The 20,258-nt window shown below is 43.8% G+C and carries 14 protein-coding genes and 1 tRNA gene; 3 read left to right on the forward strand and 12 right to left on the reverse strand.

The annotated features are described in order from the left end of the window. Position 1 precedes the first annotated feature (1 nt). From DZ860_RS05615 to mads1, 4 genes are all read right to left on the reverse strand, one after another. Entirely contained in the window at positions 2-3,976 is a 3,975-nt protein-coding gene (locus tag DZ860_RS05615; protein ID WP_243641817.1) for a type I restriction endonuclease subunit R, read from the reverse strand. Positions 3,977-4,039: 63 nt separating this feature from the next. Then, a complete protein-coding gene (locus DZ860_RS05620) occupies positions 4,040-5,302 on the reverse strand; it encodes a restriction endonuclease subunit S (RefSeq protein ID WP_120029948.1) in 1,263 nt (420 codons plus the stop codon). Next, complete coding sequence (locus DZ860_RS05625) at positions 5,295-7,964, reverse strand: type I restriction-modification system subunit M (protein WP_120029949.1); 2,670 nt, start codon at positions 7,962-7,964, stop codon at positions 5,295-5,297. Before DZ860_RS05625 ends, DZ860_RS05620 begins: the two co-directional genes overlap by 8 nt. Positions 7,965-8,050: 86 nt before the next feature. After that, a complete protein-coding gene (gene mads1 / locus DZ860_RS05630) occupies positions 8,051-8,230 on the reverse strand; it encodes a methylation-associated defense system helix-turn-helix domain-containing protein MAD1 (protein WP_102566318.1) in 180 nt (59 codons plus the stop codon). Positions 8,231-8,463: 233 nt separating this feature from the next. Between mads1 and DZ860_RS05635 the strand changes: the two genes are divergently transcribed. Continuing rightward, positions 8,464-9,639, forward strand: coding sequence for a phospholipase D family protein (locus tag DZ860_RS05635; protein WP_165862854.1), 1,176 nt, complete (start codon positions 8,464-8,466; stop codon positions 9,637-9,639). A gap of 137 nt (positions 9,640-9,776) precedes the next feature. Here the strand turns inward: DZ860_RS05635 and DZ860_RS24740 are convergent, their stop codons facing one another. The 5 genes from DZ860_RS24740 to DZ860_RS05655 form a co-directional block, all read right to left on the reverse strand. Beyond that, complete coding sequence (locus DZ860_RS24740; RefSeq protein WP_243641818.1) at positions 9,777-11,504, reverse strand: UvrD-helicase domain-containing protein; 1,728 nt, start codon at positions 11,502-11,504, stop codon at positions 9,777-9,779. Positions 11,505-11,555: 51 nt separating this feature from the next. Further along, positions 11,556-12,659: a UvrD-helicase domain-containing protein gene (locus DZ860_RS24745; protein WP_243641819.1), complete on the reverse strand. Its 1,104-nt coding sequence runs from the start codon at positions 12,657-12,659 to the stop codon at positions 11,556-11,558. A 202-nt stretch (positions 12,660-12,861) separates the two neighbouring features. Continuing rightward, positions 12,862-12,949 (reverse strand) — tRNA-Ser (locus DZ860_RS05645). A gap of 136 nt (positions 12,950-13,085) precedes the next feature. Next, entirely contained in the window at positions 13,086-13,523 is a 438-nt protein-coding gene (locus tag DZ860_RS05650; protein WP_120029951.1) for an L-alanine exporter AlaE, read from the reverse strand. A 385-nt stretch (positions 13,524-13,908) separates the two neighbouring features. Continuing rightward, positions 13,909-16,107 carry a hybrid sensor histidine kinase/response regulator gene (locus tag DZ860_RS05655; protein WP_120029952.1) on the reverse strand — a complete coding sequence of 733 codons (2,199 nt, stop codon included), beginning with the start codon at positions 16,105-16,107 and terminating at the stop codon, positions 13,909-13,911. A gap of 128 nt (positions 16,108-16,235) precedes the next feature. Between DZ860_RS05655 and DZ860_RS05660 the strand changes: the two genes are divergently transcribed. Beyond that, entirely contained in the window at positions 16,236-16,805 is a 570-nt protein-coding gene (locus tag DZ860_RS05660; protein ID WP_120030090.1) for a UPF0149 family protein, read from the forward strand. A gap of 99 nt (positions 16,806-16,904) precedes the next feature. Here the strand turns inward: DZ860_RS05660 and DZ860_RS05665 are convergent, their stop codons facing one another. Beyond that, positions 16,905-17,951 carry a potassium channel family protein gene (locus DZ860_RS05665; RefSeq protein WP_120029953.1) on the reverse strand — a complete coding sequence of 349 codons (1,047 nt, stop codon included), beginning with the start codon at positions 17,949-17,951 and terminating at the stop codon, positions 16,905-16,907. Positions 17,952-18,074: 123 nt separating this feature from the next. Between DZ860_RS05665 and DZ860_RS24870 the strand changes: the two genes are divergently transcribed. Continuing rightward, positions 18,075-18,209, forward strand: a complete 135-nt coding sequence (locus DZ860_RS24870; protein ID WP_279386829.1) for a hypothetical protein — start codon at positions 18,075-18,077, stop codon at positions 18,207-18,209. A gap of 20 nt (positions 18,210-18,229) precedes the next feature. Here the strand turns inward: DZ860_RS24870 and nadA are convergent, their stop codons facing one another. Next, complete coding sequence (gene nadA, locus DZ860_RS05670; protein ID WP_120029954.1) at positions 18,230-19,291, reverse strand: quinolinate synthase NadA; 1,062 nt, start codon at positions 19,289-19,291, stop codon at positions 18,230-18,232. A 205-nt stretch (positions 19,292-19,496) separates the two neighbouring features. Then, positions 19,497-20,258, reverse strand: coding sequence for a tol-pal system protein YbgF (gene ybgF, locus DZ860_RS05675; RefSeq protein ID WP_120029955.1), 762 nt, complete (start codon positions 20,256-20,258; stop codon positions 19,497-19,499).

Consider the following 20,258-nt stretch of genomic DNA (forward strand, 5'->3'; position numbering starts at 1 on the left):
GTTAGTGCAGCTGCTCTTTTTTCATTTTTTTTCGTTCTTCAACAGCTTGTTCGAGTTCCTTTTGAGAACTCACTTCAAAGGCATTGTATGTTGGCTCAATACGTTCCCTTTTCACTCGATTCTTTTCCATCGCGCCCGGTAACATTTCTGGAAGCTCTAAAACTCTCTTAAAAAATTTCTTGCATGCAGCCACTAAGATATAAGTTGCGACATTACCAATAATCCCCGCCACAGCGGATAGCTGGACAAACGCCACAACATCGAAGTCTTGGCTCCCTCTTCTTGTCTGTTTGAGAGCAATGAGAGGGGTACCAAGTCCATCAACAGTTAATTCATCTTGTAACGCTGAAACAATGTCTGAAAGAGCTTCTTGAGAGAGTGCTGACATTAGGTCGTATTCAGTTTTCACTTCATAAGGCATGCTACTGTCTGATGAAGGAGCTTCAGGCGCATTGGGAACGTCGATGTCAGTTCTGACAGTCACAGAGGCCACTCGGATAAACTGCTCGTACTGCTCAAGTTCACTTGCTAAATAAAGCTCCGTGCCACATACCGAATATTTCAGCATATCCAGTATTCTTCGATCGCCTTCCTCTGTACCTGTTATCTTTAGCTCTTTTATCGCGTCTATGAGCTTTTCAATTTTGATGGTCAACGCCTGATCGGACAGGATCAAGAGCTCCCGTCTACGCGCCAAAGCCACCACCTCAATCGTTAGCTGCTCACGCGCTTCTTTCAGTTGCGGTACTTTACTGAGAATAAAGCGTTTTTTGATACGTCCTCTCAGCTCAGACACTAGGTCCTCACGCTCCCAGAAATCTAGGCTACTGATATTCTCGCCTAGCTCTTCCATAATGGCGTCGACACAGGCTTTCACCTTGTCCAGAGGCTTAACAGGCTCGCCATTTGGAAATGCAATGCTGACAATCAGATCAAAGAATGGATCGGCGATTTGCGCGTTAGGGCCGCGTCCCGCGTCGATTTCATCTCGTAAAGCACTCAGCTCTAGGATCATCTTTTCCCAGTTTCCAGAGTGCTTTTTGATTATCTCATCCAGCTTCTCACTCATTTTTTTGTGAAATACTGGGTCATCATCCGCATTTACTTTGCAGTGCTTACGAATGGCGTGTTCCATCTCACTCGCTTGCGCTTGTAAATCCGGCTCTTTACCCATGTGCGTCATAAACGCATCACTGAACAGGTCAATCGGTTTAATTTTAGGGTTAATGCCCAGGCTTATCAGATGCTCGTTCACAAGGTGGCGAATCTTTGCGCCCACACCTTGAAAGCTCATGCTGTCATCTTGGTAACGCTGGCGTGCTTTCGCTTGAATATGCACAAACTGGTACATCGGCGTTTTGTAAGGGTCAGCCAAAGAGTTAGGCGTGATGATGTCCATGCTTTGAAGAAACTTCTTCAAGAACACATTGAAACTGTCACGCTGGCGAGGATCTTCTAAAACAGCAATCGCTTGAAGCTGAACTTGATAGTGTTCATCTACACTAAGTTTCTGGTTCACAAACGCTTCGATATTGTGAACCTTGAGTTCGGTAAACAGCTGAAGCAATCGGCGATAACGACTTTCCAAAACCGGCACTTCGCTATCAATATTTTGCAAGCTTTCCAGAATGTCATCCTGGTCATCCTGCGAATACATTGACAGCGCATCTCTTAGGTGATGAGCCAGACCTATATAATCGACGATATACCCACGCTGCTTTTCTTTCGCAGTGCGGTTTACACGGGCAATGGTTTGCAGCAAGTTATGCTCTCGCAGCTTTTTATCGAGATACATCACCTGTTCAATCGGCGCATCGAAGCCCGTTAACAGCATGTCGCAGACAATCAAGAAAGCGACGCCAGTATTGGGCTTGCTGTGATCAAACTTCTTCTTGAAGCTCTCGACGGCTTTTAACTCTTTGGCCTGTTTTCTGGCGTAGGTGAAAGACGCAGCTTCATTAGTGTCATCACTGGAGATCACTACCGCCGTCTTCAAAAACTCAAGGCGCTCAAGCCAGGCTTTATCGATACATTGCTCAGGCTGCTTTTTGTATCGCTCGATTTCTTTCGCCAGCGCTTTTTCAATATAGGTTTGGTAATGAATAGCCGCTTGCTTGGAAGAACACACCACCTGAGCTTTAAAACCTGCTGGCAAAATCTGCCGTATGTAGTGTTTTACTAGGTCCTCAGCAATTTCCTCAATGCGCTTCTCTGCTTCAAGAATATCCCCTTCCGCACCGTATTTTTTACGGATCTCTCTGAGCTCTTCTTCTGTTCTGTCCGCAAAGAGATCTTCAAACTTGGTATCAAACCCCGCTTTATCGTAGATCGCGCTGTCAGCGGTTTTACCTTCGTAGAGGATTTTTAACGTGGCACCATCATCGACAGCATCCTGAAGCTTGTATTTGTCGATATAGGCTTTTTCCTGGCTAACGCCAAAACGCTTCCAGGTTGGATATGTGTGATGGTCAGCAATAAGCGGCGTTCCTGTGAACGCCACTCGGGTTGATTTAGGGAAAGCATCAAACAAGTTGTCCGAAAGGCTTGGGCGGTCTTTTCCGCCTCGCTGGGTGCGGTGCGCCTCATCCACCAAGATCAGGACTTTTTCACCGGCGTTGATCACGCCGAAAGGTCGATGCATAACAATCTCAGCATCAAAGTCAGCTTCCAGCTCTTCAATGCGCTCAACATCGCCCGCTTCTTTTGCTTCTGCGAGGTGCTTAGATAGTAGTTTACGAACAGATTCCGGCAGGAAACTGCTGTCTTGCTCGCGGAACTTATGCACCATCACCATGTTAGTGTTCGAGGTGTCGTTTGCCAGCTTCTCTTTTGCATCCTTGGTGCTCTTGATCTCAACGACCGTATCACCAATTAACGCTGCGGTATTGGTCAGTTGCTCTTCAAGATCACTCCTGTCGTTAACCATGAGTACCTTGTAACTTTTCAGTTCTGGATGGCGACGAAGCTTACGCACCAAGAACACCATGGTCAGGCTTTTTCCGCTTCCCTGAGTATGCCAAACCACGCCTGAACGCTGAATCCCCGTTTCGCCTTGCTCCATACGCTCAATGATTTTCTGCACCGCACGAAATTGCTGGTAACGGCAAATCACCTTTACACGTGGGCCGTTGTCAGTATCCATAAACAGGGTAAAACAACGGGTGATATCAAGCAGCCGTTGTGGGTGGAGCATGCCCTGAACGAGCTTTTCCTGGCTGCGATGGGTGCCAATTTCAGGTGCAATATAGGGCTCACTATCGGGGTAGATGGTTTTCCAGTTGAAGTAATAATCTTCATTCGATGTGATGGTGCCCACTTTGCAATCATCACCGTAGGTGCTGATCATCAACTGGTTGGTAAAGAACAGAGCAGGTTCACCTTCGCGCAGTTTACTGTGTTCGGGCTCTCGCAAATCTGCATAGCGGCGCAATTGGTCAATACCTGCTGCCATAGGGTTAGAGCAATGCTGTGACTGCTCTTTACACTCAATCACTACCAGCGGCAGGCCGTTGACGAACAATACAATGTCTGGGCGAATATGCTCTTTCCCCAACCCAGGGGTATCAACACGGAACTGATTGATGGCGGTGAAAGTGTTGTTTTCCCAGTTATCAAAATCAATCAGCTTAACAACCGGATCTTCTTCGCCGGTCAGTTCGTTGCGGTCGAGCTGCCATTTGTGGAGACGACCAATAAACTCTTCATTGGCCGCCAGTAACTTGTGAGTACCAAAATCAGTGACATCATCCAGCAAGACATCGAGTTGGCTATCCGTCAGCCAAGGCTTGCCGTCATCAGTGGTATTAATGCGGTGTACTGCGATTTTAAAAATGTCTTTTAAAATGACTTCACGAAAAGAGCTGCGAAAGCTGGTGGTTGGGTCGGTAGGTACACCTTGCCCTAAATCCGTCACATCCCAGCCCATGCTTTTAAGCTGGTTTAGCAGTGGCTTTTCAACCAATTGGTACTCTGACATTATTTGATATCCTTATTACTGGCAGCGAGGCGTTAGCCTGCTGCCATTTTTTTTATTTTTTGGTTATGCGGGTACGGGGACTTTGCCTGTTAAGAGATCTTGCATTAGGCCAGCCTTTTGAAGCTTCAGCTTATCCAATGAGGTCTGATTAACTTCAATATGATTATTTAAATTTTCATAACGTTCATAGATCGCATTTTGTTCTGCTGGTGGAGGAACTACTAGCTTCAGTTTCTTAAGCGTTTGAGACTGGATTGCATCCATAACCCCCCCTTGCGATTCACGCCTAAACCAACTTTCAGCCCAAGGCGAATGGTTCAATTGCCAACAAACTAGTTCAGGTAATATTTGCTCCTTATCAAACGTCATTGTCCATAAATGCTTAGACGATAAAGCCAGCCCTATGGATTCGGGAATAACGCACGATCTTCCGACAGTTCCCATTATCGTAATGACCACGTCTCTTTCTCGAACAGCATAACGAGATAGCTCTCTAAACTTCCTCTCAGTAACAAAGCGCTTATATCTAGCCTTGAATCGCTCAACAAAGATATTATCTATACCTAATAAGGGAATTCCTTCACTGACCAATTCTTCTTTCAACAGAGCACTACCGAATGGCCCACTTCGCATTGGAGTAGCTACATCATCCAAAAGGTTTTCTAACTCAATAGCATCCCACCCCTTAGGCAACATCCCCAATGGCGTTTTATGATAAAGCTCTGGCGCTTCTTCAAACGTTGGGCGAATGGCTTTGGTTTCTGGGTCGATACCTCGGCTAAACAAATCCGCCATCATGCCTTGTTTGATAGCAGTGTATTTGTCTATAAGGGCTTGAGTAGCGTCGATTTGGTTGTCCAAGGAGATCAGAATCTGGGCAATGCGCTTCTGAACTGGCAAAGGTGGTACTTTGACTTTGTAAGTCTGCAACTCTCCGCGCTTGATATGTTTCATCGTCGAGCCATGAGAACCACCACTTAAAGCATCCATATGAAAATCCAGCAAGTAATATAAGAAGTGCTTATCAAACCCTTCTTTTTCATCTACTCGAAACAGGTGTTGATTAAGGACACCACAACCATGCTTCCAAATCGCTACTTTTAAGGTTGCACTCCAAGAAAAAATCAAATCACCATCTTCGATATGATTAACACTAGGGTAATCACCAGAAAAGTAATCGTATCTACCATTAGGTTTGTTCAATTGCTCGATTCGAATGATCTTTGTACCTTCAGCCCGCCAATCATCAGGTTTGAACGCATAGCCATTGTGATAGTGAGCCAGATCAGTTAAGGCATATGTCTGCCAAAAATTGCTATCATTCATAGCCCAGCTCCTTCATAAAGCCAGCCAACTTGTTCGCTTCCTGCTCTCGCTTGGCAATGATGCTTTTGGCGGTAACTTGGTATTTGCGGTGTAAGTTCTCGATTGCAGCAATACGGTCAAGCAACAAGGCACGGACATAACTTTGATATTGGCGATCTAACTCGGTTTTGAACCGGTCCAGAATCAGCACTTTCGCTTCTTCAGCAGTAATTTCATTACGCGCAACTTCAAGCAGTTCATCACGAAGCTTTTCAGTTTCCTTAATTTCCGCTTTCAGCTGTTTCAACTCATCTTCTAACGCTTTGTGTGCTGCTAGCTTAGCTTCAATCGCAGTTGCTTCAGCCGCAGCAACTGCACCTTTTCTCGCGTGCTCTTTGATCAGCTCAAGGTTATCTAACTGAACGCCGAGTTCATCCGCTAAAGCAAGAATCTCGCTATGGACAGCGAAGTTCATTTCTTTGCCTGTCAGCCCTTTTGCAAAATCCCCTTGCTTAGTGCCTTTTGGAAGTTCTACACTGTTTTTCAGTTGGATGAACGCATCTTTGATCTGGGCCTTCAGTACTGCCAGGCTAGTATTGATTGTCGCTTTATGATCTTTCAGGCCGTCTTTCAACTGTTTAACATATTGAGATGGCAACGCAGGGTTTTCATCGGTCGGTTCGTAGTCCTCTTCATCTGCTGCATCCACAAAGGCTTGTAGTTCGCTGATACGCGCCTGTTTAGCCTCAAGCTCTTCCACCACATCCGCACACTGGCTGGCAAACAGCACTTCGTCAGGAATAAGCTCGGCATTCCAGCCGCTTGCTGCAACAGATTTGAAATCTGCTTCCAGCGTCTTAAACCAATCTGCCAATGCGCCACGCACTTTGTATTGGTTCAGCAGTTTGATCGGCATTAGGTGATTTTCAATGGTATTCAGAGATTCGCGGCGCAGCGCAAATACACCTTCATCACCGAGCTTTTTGTCGCCCAGTGCTTCAAAACCAACAAAGTCTTGTTTCCAATCATCCAACGCGGCTTGGAAATCCGCATGTTTTTTCAGAACTGCTGGGTAGCTTTCAATGTGCGGCTTAAGCGATGACAGCGCTTCAAATTCTTCCGAAAAGTCTTGGAACTCGTTGTTAGATCGTGGAACGAACAGGCTTTCCTTCAAGCCTGGGTAATCATTCCAAGTGCTTTGCAGTGCATCAATTTCCTGGGTTGGAATACCGCCGTTTAAGTGCGCTTTAACGTTTTGAGGTTCAGCTGCTGGGCTGTTATCGACATAGCGGCGAATATTGAGGTTGTAATCTTCACGCGCCAGTTCGTCTTTATGAACCAAACGCGCATATTTTTCGACGCCAGGATGCTTATCATCTTCCAGCATCGCTTTATAGACGCTGGTGATCTTCTCAATATCTTCAGGGCGCAGGCTGTTTTGGTTTTTGCCTTCTCGATATTCACGGTCAGCGTTAATAAACAGCACTGAGTCACGGTTTTCACGTCCAGCTTTGTTGAGCACCAACACACAGGCAGGAATGCCCGTACCGTAGAACAAACCTTGTGGCAGGCCAATCACGGCTTCAAGAATGCCGCGCTCAATAAAGTCTTGGCGGCAAGTACGCTCTTCTGCGCCACGGAACAATACGCCATGAGGCATCACCACGGCAGCTTTACCGTTGGCTTTGAGCGAGGCCACCATGTGTTGCACAAACATCAAGTCCGCTTTCTTACCAGACTCTGGCATAAAGGTGTTGAAGCGTTCTTTGAGCTGCATATCCGCTTTCTTATAGTTTTGTGAAAACGGAGGGTTGGCAATTACACGATCGAAAGGACGTACTTCACCATCTTTGGTTCGGTGCAGTGGTGTGGCTAGAGTGTCACCATTTTCAATGTCTGCGCCGCCTGAGCCGTGCAAGATCATATTCATCTTACAGATAGACCAGGTGCTACCATTGTCTTCTTGGCCAAACAGGTGAATTTTCTTAACGTTGCCGCCCGTTTCCTGCACGTAATTGCGGCTTTGGATCAGCATACCGCCCGAACCACAGGTGGGGTCGTAAATCTCCATGCCTTCAGCAGGCTCAAGAATCTCCACCAGCAAGCGCACCACCTCGGCTGGGGTATAAAACTCACCGCCTTTTTTGCCTGCACTGTCAGCAAAGTATTTGATCAGGTATTCGTATGCAGCACCCAAAAGATCAGGGAACTCGAAATCGTCATTTGAGAGAGGGATGCTGTCAAAGTGCTGAATAAACTCAACCAAACGCTCATCAGGGATAGGCTTTTTACCCACCTTACGGTTAAAGTTAATGTGCTTGAGTACGCCTTCCAAGCCTTTCTTGGTATTGCTCTCTTCCAATGCTTCCAGCGCTTTGTTAAGCCCAGAGCCTACATTGGTTTTCAGGTGCTTGAGGTTTTCCCAACGCGCTTTTTCTGGAACAAAGAAAGCAAACTGTTCTTCATCTTCTAACAGCAGCTCGATTTCATCATCGTCATGCCCTTCTGCCTTTAGCTCACTAACTTTCGCTTGGTAATCCTTATGGAATTGGTCCGACATACGTTTAAGGAACAGGATGCCGAAGATGTATTCCTTGTACTCAGAGGCATCCATCTTGCCCCGCAGAATGTCACAAGCTTCAAATAGCTTACGGGACAGTTTGTTAAGCGTCAGTTTTTGCATAATTTTCTCAATGGTTGTGTTCTGCTTGCGCAGAACCGTTGAATTCGACAATGGCTTAATAATAGAGGGGCTTGGTTGCCAGTAGGCTATTCAGCCACACCTTTTTGCTTTTCTATCCAGGCTTCGAGGTCTTCACGTTTGAAACGCCAAGAACCACCCACTTTAAAGCCAGGTAACTTACCTTCACTAGCAAGTCGATAGGCGGTTTTTTCAGCAAGCTTTAAATACGCCGCCACCTCTTTCAAAGTTAAAATTTGGTCTACCATTCAGAGTGTTATCTCATGTTGGTTTTATTCATCAGAATTAATGGTGAGAGAATATGAGAAAATTGGGGAATCGGCAATTAACTTAGTCGCATTATGAGATTGCTTGTATTTATTTTAACCGACGTTCAAGACGTTCAATTTGAGACGAAGCCTAGAGAACTAAATCACCTCCATTTGAGATCTGCCTTATTCGTGCATTAATTATGCTAAAACTTAAAGTTAGGAGTAATACCTTGATCATTACCAATGGACTTGATGACAAACAAGCCTTTGCAGCGAGGCTAACTAAATTTGGCGACGATTGCGACGAAGCCTTTTTAATCACAGCTTTTTATACTCAAGAGCAACAAGTAAAAATTCTGAGCCGTGCTGGTAAAAAAGTTCACCTTACTGTCTCACTTAGGCCACCAACATGCCCAAGAGCACTAAGAGAAACATTGTTACTTCCAAATGTGACGGTCCACTTTTTGGGTCGAGAGTTACACTCCAAAATCTACGCATTTGAAAAAGGTGATAGAAACTCACTGTCGGGTGCTGAATATAACGTAGCTATTGGCTCATCGAACATGACCAACGGCGGCCTATACAACAATATTGAAACGAACATACTTCTAGAAGGTAAACAAGCTGAAGATGGATATTTACACGCTCAACAAATATTCAAATTAGGTAGTCCGCTAACCTCAGACGTCCTAAATCGATACGAGGAAGAGTTAGCTACATTTGAAAAACCACAGTTCAATGACATCATCGCTTCACCCGCGGTGCTAGGTGCTGGCTACGAACGAGTGCAGAATGCAGTTAAATATGTCGCTAAGCTCTGCGAGGATGACATCAATCTCAATTATTCTGATGTACCAAAATCATTTGTTATTGATCATTTTTGGCACTTCATTGTGGAAGAAAAGAGAAGTGATAAAGAGTTCCTTAGGCAACAAACTGTCAATGGGCCAAGCGAATCTTTAACTCGAGCCCTCTTCGAAGAGTTTGTCCAATGGGACCAAGCTGGTGAACAATATTGTCGCCAGATGCTCGAACGAGCGAACAGCCTTAGGTCACTGCTCTCTTCAAGCTCCCTCAACAAAAATCAATTAAAAGAGCTTTACCTTACTTTTCACGCATCCCGTTATGTCGATGATCGGTACACAGGTAAGGCAGATGCATTTGCGACACGTAATACTTCTAAGCAAGTCTTAACGTCACTTCATCACTTGGCGAATGAAAACATACCGATTGCTGAGAGAGTGGCCGATTTACAAAGAAGTCGCTTATCTTTATTCGGCCTTGGGGATTCAGCGATCAAAGAATTTAATGGCTGGTACTATCCTTACAAGTACCCCATTTGGAATAAGAAATCTGACCGAGCTTTAGAGATTCTAGGCTTTGGAGAACATAAAAGTCACACCTAATAACATATACCCCCACCAACTTCTGCTGGTGGGGGTATATACGTTTTTTTTCTCAGCATATCGAAGACAGATGTTTCACCATCACCGTACTTACGCATCAATTCGCCCTAATCGACTACAATTGGTTAAATTTAGAACTAATTAATCGTACATTTCATCGCATAGCCACAAGTCTTATCTGCATTTTTTCGATATGTCGTACAGCCCCAGAATGCCCCGTGTGGTCCCTTCCTTAGCTTCATTTCACTGCCACATTTTTTACATACCGGCCGAGTATCACCGCATTCCTCGTTGATGCATACCTGATAGCCAGGCTTAATCGTACTACTCATGGGGCTTCCGCACTGATCGCAAGGGGTTTCCCTGTGCTTACAACGAGGGTAAAAAGAGCAAGAAAAGAACTTGCCGTATCGGCTCACTCGTTCTTTTAATATCCCTGTTTTACAACTGCTACATGAAATGTGTTCAAACAACTTTTGTACAAATGACGCATCAAACTCGTCAGTATCCACTAGGTATCGTTGCTTTATCAATTCAACAACAAAGTCACTTACATCAGTCATATCAGCCAGCAGATACACCTTGTGTTTTGCCCTTGTTAAAGCAACATAAAACAACCTTCTCTCCTCGGCAAATTCAAAGTCATCGCCTTTTGGTAGTAGAGCATCCACCAACGGTGGTGTTATTTTTTGTGAGGGAAAACCATGCTTACCTGCTGTCAGCCCCATGACAACCACATAGTCGGCCTCTTTACCCTTCGACGCATGGAAAGATTGGGAATCAATCTGTAGAGATGAATACTGCCTTTGCATTGCTCTTAATTGGGTACTATCTGGCATTTGGTGCCAAAAACGCGCCAATAAATACACCTTGTTTTGATTCGGATGACCCGAAGCTTCAACACAAGCCATAATCGCATTTAACGCTTTTTCTAGAGGCGTGGGGCCTTGTTCATTGTTGCCTTGTCTAAGGATCGATACCGCTGGTTTATCAACCTTAACCCGTGACTGAATGTCCTTTTTGATCTGGATAGGATTTCGAGTAACAAACTCCGTTGCCACATTGCCAATAGCATTGTTAAAACGAAATGTCAGATCTAATGTTGTTTGGGAAGTTACGCCAAAGTAGTCACTAAAATTAGTAGTGAGTTTTACATCTGCGCCACTAAAGCGATAAATTGCCTGCCAGTCATCACCAACACAAAATAGTGATGTTCCTGGTAGTGAATCTCGTAACCTTTTAACTAACCTCGCCCGCGGTTCGGAAATGTCTTGAAACTCATCAACTAAGATATATTTCCATGTTGAAACAAACTGACCAGTTTGCACGTACCTTAATGCTTTACCGATCATATCGTTAAAATCTATCCACTGTTTTTCGCGAAGAAATAACTCATATTGATTAAACAATGGGTATAGCAACTCTAATGCTTTTTCTGTTTGTTTTGGATCTACTGAATGTTGAATGATGCTATCTACGGATACTTGGTCTAAACACGCCGCTTTATACATATCAACCAATGCGCTGAACAGTTTAGCCAGCTCGGTGACCTGCCCTAATTGGCGCAAATTGCTCAGTAAATCTTGTTCCGGTATCGGATTCTGCTCAACGGCTCTTTCTAATAATTGTTCTTCAAGAGTCGTTAGAAGATCTCCTGCTTTATGCTGATAGTAAAAGAGCTCGACATAACCAGTCTCATACTTCTCATGAGTCTGACGTTTCCACGCTATCGACTCTTGATAACGGACCTTATCTATCCACGGCGCTGTATTTCCGTGTTCATCGGTACCGTAGTATTCAATATAGATATCATGATCTGGCAAATAAAAATCCGGGTGATACTGACGATACTCATCCGCACTCACATCAAATCGATAGCTCGACTCATACTCATAATTAATCCCATTTCGAAATAACTAGTTAGCAATCACGACCTCACCATAACTCTTGACCAGATCGCCTTTCAGAGAACGAATGTCGTTATCGGTTAAGTACTGTAAATACTCACCTTCACTTTTAAACTCAAACGGGTTTTTATCAACAAAGTAGTAGGAGCTGAAATATTCCAATAATGACTCACGATAATCATCATCAAGCATTAACTGCTCTAGCGTGTCATTCATCCACTTTGACTTGGCTTTAGCATCATCTTCAAACGGAGATAAGTTTGGTTTGGTTCCTTCAACTTCCGAGATAATCTTCACCCCTAAGCTATGGAATGTACTTGCTCTCACATTATCAAAGCCCAGTTTATCTCGAATTCTTTCATCCATTTCTTTAGCTGCAATACGTCCATAGGCCAAAAGCAGAATATCATTCGATTTTGCAAGCCCGCTCTCAACTAAGTAGCCAGTTCGACCAACCATAACGCTGGTTTTTCCCGTTCCGGCACCAGCTAAAAGTAAGTTATTGTCATTATCTGTAACACACGCGATGCGCTGATTATCTGTTAATCGACTTGATTCCACGCAGTCAAAAAAAGTCTTATAGGTTAAAAGCTGCTTATCGATGTAGTCTTGTCTAATCTTGCGAATATTTGAACCTGTCCACGCATGAACTGAATCAAGCTGTTTAGCTGCACTCATAGCTAAAGCAGAAAGCCCTTTAGAGAGGGCCCAACCATTCCAACGAAATGCTTCTTTTTTCGCTGTTGCTCGTATCTCTTGGAGAGTGGAGTGTCTTAAAAACGCCGATGAGCATTGAAGCTCCACGTCGTTTAAAAAGTGCTGCAAAGATTCTGCATTATTGTTCGCCCATAACGGGAAAAAAGAATGCTTATGTTGATAGGGTAATAGATAACTCAGCATCGAGAATGAATAACTCTTACCATCCGCCATGAATGATAATTGCCCACCAGCTAAACCATATGTTAGCGTTGGTGGCGTATCAATTTGTGACCACTGATAACGCTGCTGACTTCCGTCATTGATGAAAGTAATACCTGCGTCATCGACGTCGATACATAACTGCTTACCCAAAATGCGGGCGATAAAGTTCGATTTAAACTGCCATTTAGTCATCGTTTTTTAGTCGCAAAATATGAATTTGATATGCAACTATAGTTTACATGCTATTGCAGGCTTTCTGATGATCTAGATTAAGGTGCTTATAAATGAATGGAGTGAAGATTGATGTGCCATTGTGCGCTCCATTGTGCCCTTTGGCAGCTCACTAGGCTCCAGATGTGAAAAAGCCCCAGCATTTCTGCTAGGGCTTAAAATGTGGCGGTGAGTGAGAGATTCGAACTCTCGGTACGTTGCCGTACACACACTTTCCAGGCGTGCTCCTTCAGCCACTCGGACAACTCACCGAATCGTTAACAACATGGGTTAACGAGCGCTAATTTAATGATTATCTGCGTCGGGGTCAAGTCCGAACTGGAAAAAAAGCGCTCCTTTAGTTTCAATTGGTTACTATGTAACTACTTTGGTGAGTAGATAATCAATCTAGACTTGCTGATAGTAGCCCGGAACCTTAAACCAACGGCGACAGCTATCCAAAAAGTAGCCATACAACACGCCCATCGCGCATGAAACCAATGCATTTGAGCTCACTGCAGTAATGATTTGGTCTGTAGATGCACCAACGGTAAACAAAATAGCGGCGTAAACCGGTGATTGAAATAGAACATATGCCAACAAGTCTGCGATATTTTTCGTTACACGTGACGGAGAAACTCGACGCCCTTGGCGCAGCATAAAGTCACGAAAAACACCATAAGGCCATGCAATCGCAATATTCACTGGAATGGATAGCATTCTTGATGCTAACGATTGTTCAAACGTCATGCCAGAAATAAAGATTTCAATAACCATACCCGATATAAAACAAAACACGACCATCGCAAATGTGTCAGCCGCAGCATGACGAATACGCCCTTTCATTATGACCTCGAGATAAAAAACCACACAACAACAACAAGACAGCGCATATATGCCATCAATATGGCAACCATGCAGTTTAAGGCGCTATTAGAACACCATTAAAGTAGTTTTTGATCTCGAATTTAATATGTAAATGTTAATTTTAAGCTGAATTTACTGGTCATTTCGGCGTTTTAAGCTGCGGCTAAAATAAAGGTAAACAAGTAAATATAAGACGATGAATTTACGAATGAATTTCATAAATTACAGGATAAAAAATGAAGATAAGAACAAGGATGAAGAGTGTGACTAAGGCAAGAGAAGTTCATATTATGGTTAATAAGTCCAAAGAACCTTGGTTGGGACTTAATTTAAGCTATTTGGACTCATTAACCAGACAGTAGGTTTAATTGGATTTTATGACGGTGAGATCATGCTTAAACTGATACAGTAACGGAGCAAAACGATGTAAGGCGTCATCGAGTTCTCTTTCATCAATCGGTTTAGGGACGATGTAGTTCACCCCTGCTGCCATCATTTTATCTCGGGTTTCTTTAAACACGTCAGCGGTACAACCCAAAATAAGAATATCGGATTGCTTTTGCTTCATGGCCCGGATCTCGGTTGTCGCTTCAACCCCATCCATCACGGGCATGTGGTTATCCATCAATATCAAATCAAATTGATGGTTCTGCAGCTTCTCTAACGCCAGTAAGCCGTTATCAACCTGAGTACAATCAAAGCCTCTGTTACTCATAAAGGTTTCAATAATGATGGCATTAATTCGGTTGTCTTCAACAATAAGTGCTTTTAAACCACTATAATCCGCTTTCGTTGCTTCTTTATTCTCAGCTACGCCCGGAGTACAGGTTTCCATTTCTAAAAATATCTCGAAACGGCTCCCTATGCCCACCTCACTTGCAAGAACAACTTGGCCATTCATTAACTCACAAATCTGTTTAACGATGGCGAGACCTAGCCCTGTGCCGCCAAAACGGCGGGTTGTTGAAGATTCTGCCTGCTCAAACGGTTTAAATATCTTGTCCTGCGCCTCTGGCTCAATACCAATCCCTGTATCGGTCACCACAATACATAAGTAATTGCGGCTGCTTTTCTGCTGTTCTTTAAATTCAACTTCTACATATCCAGTAGAAGTAAACTTAACGGCATTGTTTAGCAGATTAAACAGCACCTGTCGCAAACGCGCTTTATCAGACAAGTACCAACGATTATCAGGAACATCGTTTATGATATTAAACTGCAGACCTTTTTCCGAACAGAGGGTGAAATAGATGCTGTTGATGCTGCCAATAATTGACTCAAGGGCGAACGCTTCTTTTTCTAGTTCTAAATGGCCTTGTTCAATTTTTGAAAAGTCCAAGATCTCATTGAGCAATGTCATCATATGCTCGCCAGAATCATAAAGCGTTTTTAAATGCTTACGCTGCTCATCATTCAAACCGGTCTTGAGTAGAATTTGTGCCGTACCAAGAACGCCATTCATCGGCGTACGAATCTCATGTGATAGCGTGGCTAAGAACGCGGTTTTGGCTCTGGTTGAAGCTTGTGCCAGTTTCCTTTCTTGCTCTAGGTAAATGGTTTTTTGGTTAAACGTATGGATGAGATGCTGGATTTCATCTTGGCTCTGATAATTAATATCAATGGGGCCACTTTCTTTTGAATCTCCGACCTTTTTTGCGATCAATACAATGGGCCCGATAAGGAAGCGGTTAATTAGGAAATACCCCATCATTACGCATGCGAGCATAATCGGAATAATCGATGCCTCCACCTTACTCACTAGGCCAAAAACTTGCTCTTTAATCAATTGTTTTGCATTAACAACATCAATGCTCCAATTGAAATCACCAAATTGATTTTGACTGATGTAAATCTCTTTCATAATTTGAAAGTCGTATTCGGTAATAACCTCACCATAGCTGTCTCTAAGTACCACGCCAATGCCGCTTTTCTCTGCTTGAGTCTTAACGAATTCGATAAATGAAGTAAGAGACACATCGACAGTAGCCACTCCGGCAAATTGTTGTTCGACAAAATAAGGGGCTGAAGCGGTAATCATTTGCACATGAGTAAATGGGTCGATATAAACCTGAGACCAAAATACTCCACCCGCAGGAAGCTTTGCGGCTCTAGCGTACCAATCTTCTTGATCGTAACCTCCAGACTCAGGGTTATCCCACGAATAGACTCGCTCGAGAACACCATCACTCGCGCAATTTAGGAAAAGGCTTTTATAAGGCACCTGCGCATCAACGGAATAAGGTGCTGGCCATAGCCCTCCACTCACAGTAACGCCTTTCACTGACGAAAATAGCGAAAAAAGCATCGTGCTTTGTATGGCTTGTGGCTCACCCGTTGCACCGATAGCAACGATACTATCGAGTAAATTTAACGCGCCAGTGAGCGGCATTTCAATTTGTGATGAAATGACTTGAGTGCGTAGATCCAAGTTACGTTCAAGTTGCTCCCTTACAGGAGGTTCAACTACGAAATAACTAACAGAGCCAACCGTTGCCAACACTAATGCCAAATAGATTGCTAGAGCAAAAATGCTTTTTCTTTTTAATGAAGATTTAATCTGCATAAATTATTGAATTTTTGTCGTTTATAAAAAAATTATAGCTAATATTGAGTCTCTTCAACCTTTTTCTGTATTTACATGGCTGTTACTATAGGTCCTATCGTGTTTTTAACGTTTTAGCGGTGACCCATTTGACACTACAAGAGCTTTTATCCCTACCGGAGTTAGAAGACAAACTAATCAATGAAGCCAAGACTCGTGGCTTTGTTACTGCCATGGCTTCTGCTCCAAATATCTTACCGCCTGAAGAATGGCTACCCTTTCTTTGGGGTGGTGAAGAAGTTGCACCATTCTCAAATGGTGAACAACTGGAGTGTTATATTGAGCATGTGATTGCGATGTGGAATGAGTATCGTCCTGCATTGTTAAATAACGCATGGTTATGGCCAGAACATTGCGCTCTAGATGAAGCAGAAATTGTAAACCAAGCTGCTCGTGACTTCTGTGAAGGCCTACTGCAAGGTTGGCAGTTATCCCGTGATGACTGGGAAACGATCATGCCAAGCGAAAGTGAAGATAACGCGCTATTGGGCGGCGTATTGCTCTCCCTGAGCATGCTTTACGATCCTGAAACCTCTATTGCGACTCTTGCTGACCAAGGCATTGAGGGACTTGAGCAATTTGAAGAGATCTACAACGCTATCCCGACCATGTTATGTGGCCTAACGATGCGTGGTTTTCAGTTAGCTCAAGACCAATAACGTCATTGATGGGGCATTCACTACGATTGCCCCTAGTTTCCTTTCAGCGGCTATATCCCTACCAAACCAATACTTTAAATCACACCTTAAATCACACCTTTACGACTCGTTTGTTTGGCACTGGTTCCAATCAAAATGCGCTATCCGTTCATCTGAAATATAAAATAGCTTACTACCCGGTAGAATTTCTGTTTCTAAATCCGGATTTAAATGAATCGTTTGTTCGTTTTGCACCGCAATTAACGTCGCTTGATAGTGTTTTTTCATAAATAAAAACACCATTTCTACTTGGCGGGAAGATTCAGAGTTAGGATAAATCGTACTGTATTGGGTCATGCCCCGAGTGGATGCCAACAATTCTTGATGAAGAGCACTCGAACCTGGATCCACAGCCGCTTTTGCCAACATCTCAGCGCCCACAGCAGGAATACACTCGGCATTAGGGCAATGCTTGTTCAATAACGTGCTTAGCGCTTCATCTTTAAAGTAGGCCACCAAGTGGGCGTCAGGGTTAATACTGGTACAGTACAGAGAAGCCGACAAGGTGACGTCATCTTCTAAATTATCGACAATTATGCAGCTCGCGCTGGCGATTTTCGCATTCGACATCTCTTGACTGTCGGTATAACTGGTCACTTTCACGAATTCAATTTCACCGGGTAGCGGATTCTCAATATCCGAACGACTGCACAACACGATAGGTCTGACTCCATCTTCTTCATGCTGTAACATACGAATGAGATGCATCGTACGCTGACCATTCCATCCTAGCAGTAATATATGATTTTCCACTCTGACCTTCCTTTTCCCTAAAATTCCTGCACGCCAATAATCCACTAAACTTGCGGCTAACTGCCCTAAAATTGCAGCGAATAAAGCCAAACCACCGGGAATCACAAACAAGACAATAACCCATTGCCCCAAAGGTGTTTGTGGTGAGAAATCCCCATATCCAACGGTAGAAGCTGTCACCATTAAATAGTAAATGAACGTTGAAAAATCACGAGTTAACTCAGTTTCCCCTGCGAGAGCCAGTAACACCCAGCTCAACAGGACGTAAATAATAAACAGCACCAACAAGTTTCGATTACTTAACCGAAACAAGCGCGTGTGTATCCATTTCCTCATGTACAGCCAAATCGCCATCACATTCCCTTGCCTATCTACCCGTGAACATTTCATTTCTTATTTGGAATTATAATGAATCGTTGACGTTTTCGCCGTGAGATGACGCACTTAACGCTTTTTACCTCATTGGTGAACTCATTGATGAACTCAACGATGACATTTGATGTAGCGATGGTTGTAGCAGTTGTGGTCGTAGTGGTTGTAGTGATAGTGGTGGTTGCTGCAAATATCTTAGATTCTGGGCATAAAAAAACCGACTCAATAAGCCGGTTTTGATTCAAACTCAATATAAGTGATTATGCGTTACCTTTCACTTTTAGGTTAAGCTGCTCTGCAAAATCAAGCATACGATTTAGCGGAATAAGAGACTTAACGCGAGTCGCTTCATCAACAAAAATCTCATGAGTCTCACCGCCTTCGCTTAGTGCAGCTTCAATCGCTTTAAGACCATTCATCGCCATCCAAGGACAATGGGCACAGCTACGGCAAGTCGCACCAGCACCCGCTGTTGGCGCTTCAATCAGCTCTTTTTCTGGAACCAGTTGTTGCATCTTAAAGAAGATGCCTTTGTCCGTCGCCACGATCATTTTCGACTGTGGTAATTCTTTAGCCGCTTTGATCAGTTGGCTTGTTGAACCAACGGCATCAGCTAACTCAACAACACTCGCTGGAGATTCAGGGTGTACCAAAATGGCAGCGTCAGGGAAAACAGCTTTCATTTTACGCAGTGCGTCAGCTGAAAACTCGTCATGTACAATACACTCACCTTGCCAAAGCAGCATATCAGCACCGGTTTTATTGGCAATGTAAGAACCTAGGTGGCGATCTGGCCCCCAAATGATTGGCTTATCTTCTGCGTCAAGGTGTTCAACGATTTCTAACGCAATACTTGAAGTCACAACCCAATCAGCGCGCGCTTTAACTGCCGCTGAAGTATTGGCATAAACCACTACTGTATGATCAGGGTGCGCATCACAAAACTCAGTGAACTTGTCTACAGGGCAACCAAGATCTAACGAACACTCTGCTTCTAACGTTGGCATTAGAATGCGTTTTTCTGGAGTTAGAATCTTTGCAGACTCTCCCATAAAGCGCACGCCAGCAATAATCAAAGTGCTAGCAGGATGACGGTTACCAAATTTGGCCATTTCCAATGAGTCACCTACAAATCCGCCCGTTTCTTCTGCTAATGCTTGGATTTCAGGGTCAGTGTAATAGTGAGCGATCAAAACAGCGTCTTTTTCTTCTAACAAAGTTTTGATATTAGCGATGTGCGCCAGCTTTTGCTCTGGTGTCAACTGTGCTGGTTTTGGAGGAAAAGGGTATACGGTTTCTATAGTATCTAAAATGTGACTCATTGCTCTTGCTCTACGCAATTTCCATTAATCCGAGCATTGTAACTCCGATCGAGTTCGGGAATCAAAGAGGATTGTCAGCATTGTGCTATGGAGTGTGGAATTTGATGCTTATCGCATTTCAAACCCTATATTTCTGATCGTTTATTTTATACATAAAAAAGAGGCACCGAAGTGCCTCTTTATCAATTTACGTTTGAGAGTATGCTTACTTCAAACGCTCTTGCGCTTGCTTAGCAGAAGCACTATTTGGGTATTCAGACACAACTTGTTGGTAATACTTATTCGCTTGTTCAGCGTTGTTATTACGTAAAGCAATGTCGCCCAGCTTCATCAAAGCATCAGCACGTTTATTCGAATCTTTATACGAGACAACCGCAGCAAAACTCTTCACTGCATCCTTATCTTGTTTCTTAGCAAAATAAAGTTGGCCTAACCAATAATGCGAGTTTGGCGTGAAGCTAGAATCGGGATAATCGGTTTGAAATTGCTTAAATGCAGCAATAGCACCGGTGTAATCACGTTTCTTGAGGATCAAATCCACCGCATTTTGATAAGCAGTTTGCTCATCAGCATTGGCGCTAAATGTTCCTTTGCCTTTTGCTGGCGCTTGCTCTTCAACCTGCGCCACTGGAGCGACTGGCTGTGAGCGAACCTTATCTAACTCAATAAACAGCTCTCTTTGACGCTGCAACATCTGCTGCATGTCATAACTATTTTTTTCAAGCTGACCACGTAGTTCGTTGATCTCTAACGCCATCTCATCGATTCGTTGTTGCATCTGCAACTGAAGTCGATTGCGATTTTCCAACAAACGTTCTAAACGCTGTACGTCTGATTCATTTGCACGCGATGTCGCTGATGAGTTACTGCCGCCAATATCCAATACTGGGGCGGGAGCAGCAACGGCAACGTTTACTGCTCCTGCGAGTAACGTAAGCGAAATAACGCGCTTTAAGTTACCTAACAT

The organism is Vibrio sinensis (assembly GCF_003605645.1).
Classification (GTDB): domain Bacteria; phylum Pseudomonadota; class Gammaproteobacteria; order Enterobacterales; family Vibrionaceae; genus Vibrio; species Vibrio sinensis.

Coding starts and splice junctions, on each gene's coding strand:
- ybgF (WP_120029955.1), bottom strand. CDS start 20,258: ATGTTAGGTAACTTAAAGCGCGTTATTTCGCTTACGTTACTCGCAGGA.
- DZ860_RS05650 (WP_120029951.1), bottom strand. CDS start 13,523: ATGAAAGGGCGTATTCGTCATGCTGCGGCTGACACATTTGCGATGGTC.
- DZ860_RS05620 (WP_120029948.1), bottom strand. CDS start 5,302: ATGAATGATAGCAATTTTTGGCAGACATATGCCTTAACTGATCTGGCT.
- DZ860_RS24745 (WP_243641819.1), bottom strand. CDS start 12,659: ATGACTAAATGGCAGTTTAAATCGAACTTTATCGCCCGCATTTTGGGT.
- DZ860_RS24870 (WP_279386829.1), top strand. CDS start 18,075: ATGAACTCAACGATGACATTTGATGTAGCGATGGTTGTAGCAGTTGTG.
- mads1 (WP_102566318.1), bottom strand. CDS start 8,230: ATGGTAGACCAAATTTTAACTTTGAAAGAGGTGGCGGCGTATTTAAAG.
- DZ860_RS05625 (WP_120029949.1), bottom strand. CDS start 7,964: ATGCAAAAACTGACGCTTAACAAACTGTCCCGTAAGCTATTTGAAGCT.
- nadA (WP_120029954.1), bottom strand. CDS start 19,291: ATGAGTCACATTTTAGATACTATAGAAACCGTATACCCTTTTCCTCCA.
- DZ860_RS05655 (WP_120029952.1), bottom strand. CDS start 16,107: ATGCAGATTAAATCTTCATTAAAAAGAAAAAGCATTTTTGCTCTAGCA.
- DZ860_RS05615 (WP_243641817.1), bottom strand. CDS start 3,976: ATGTCAGAGTACCAATTGGTTGAAAAGCCACTGCTAAACCAGCTTAAA.
- DZ860_RS05665 (WP_120029953.1), bottom strand. CDS start 17,951: ATGGCGATTTGGCTGTACATGAGGAAATGGATACACACGCGCTTGTTT.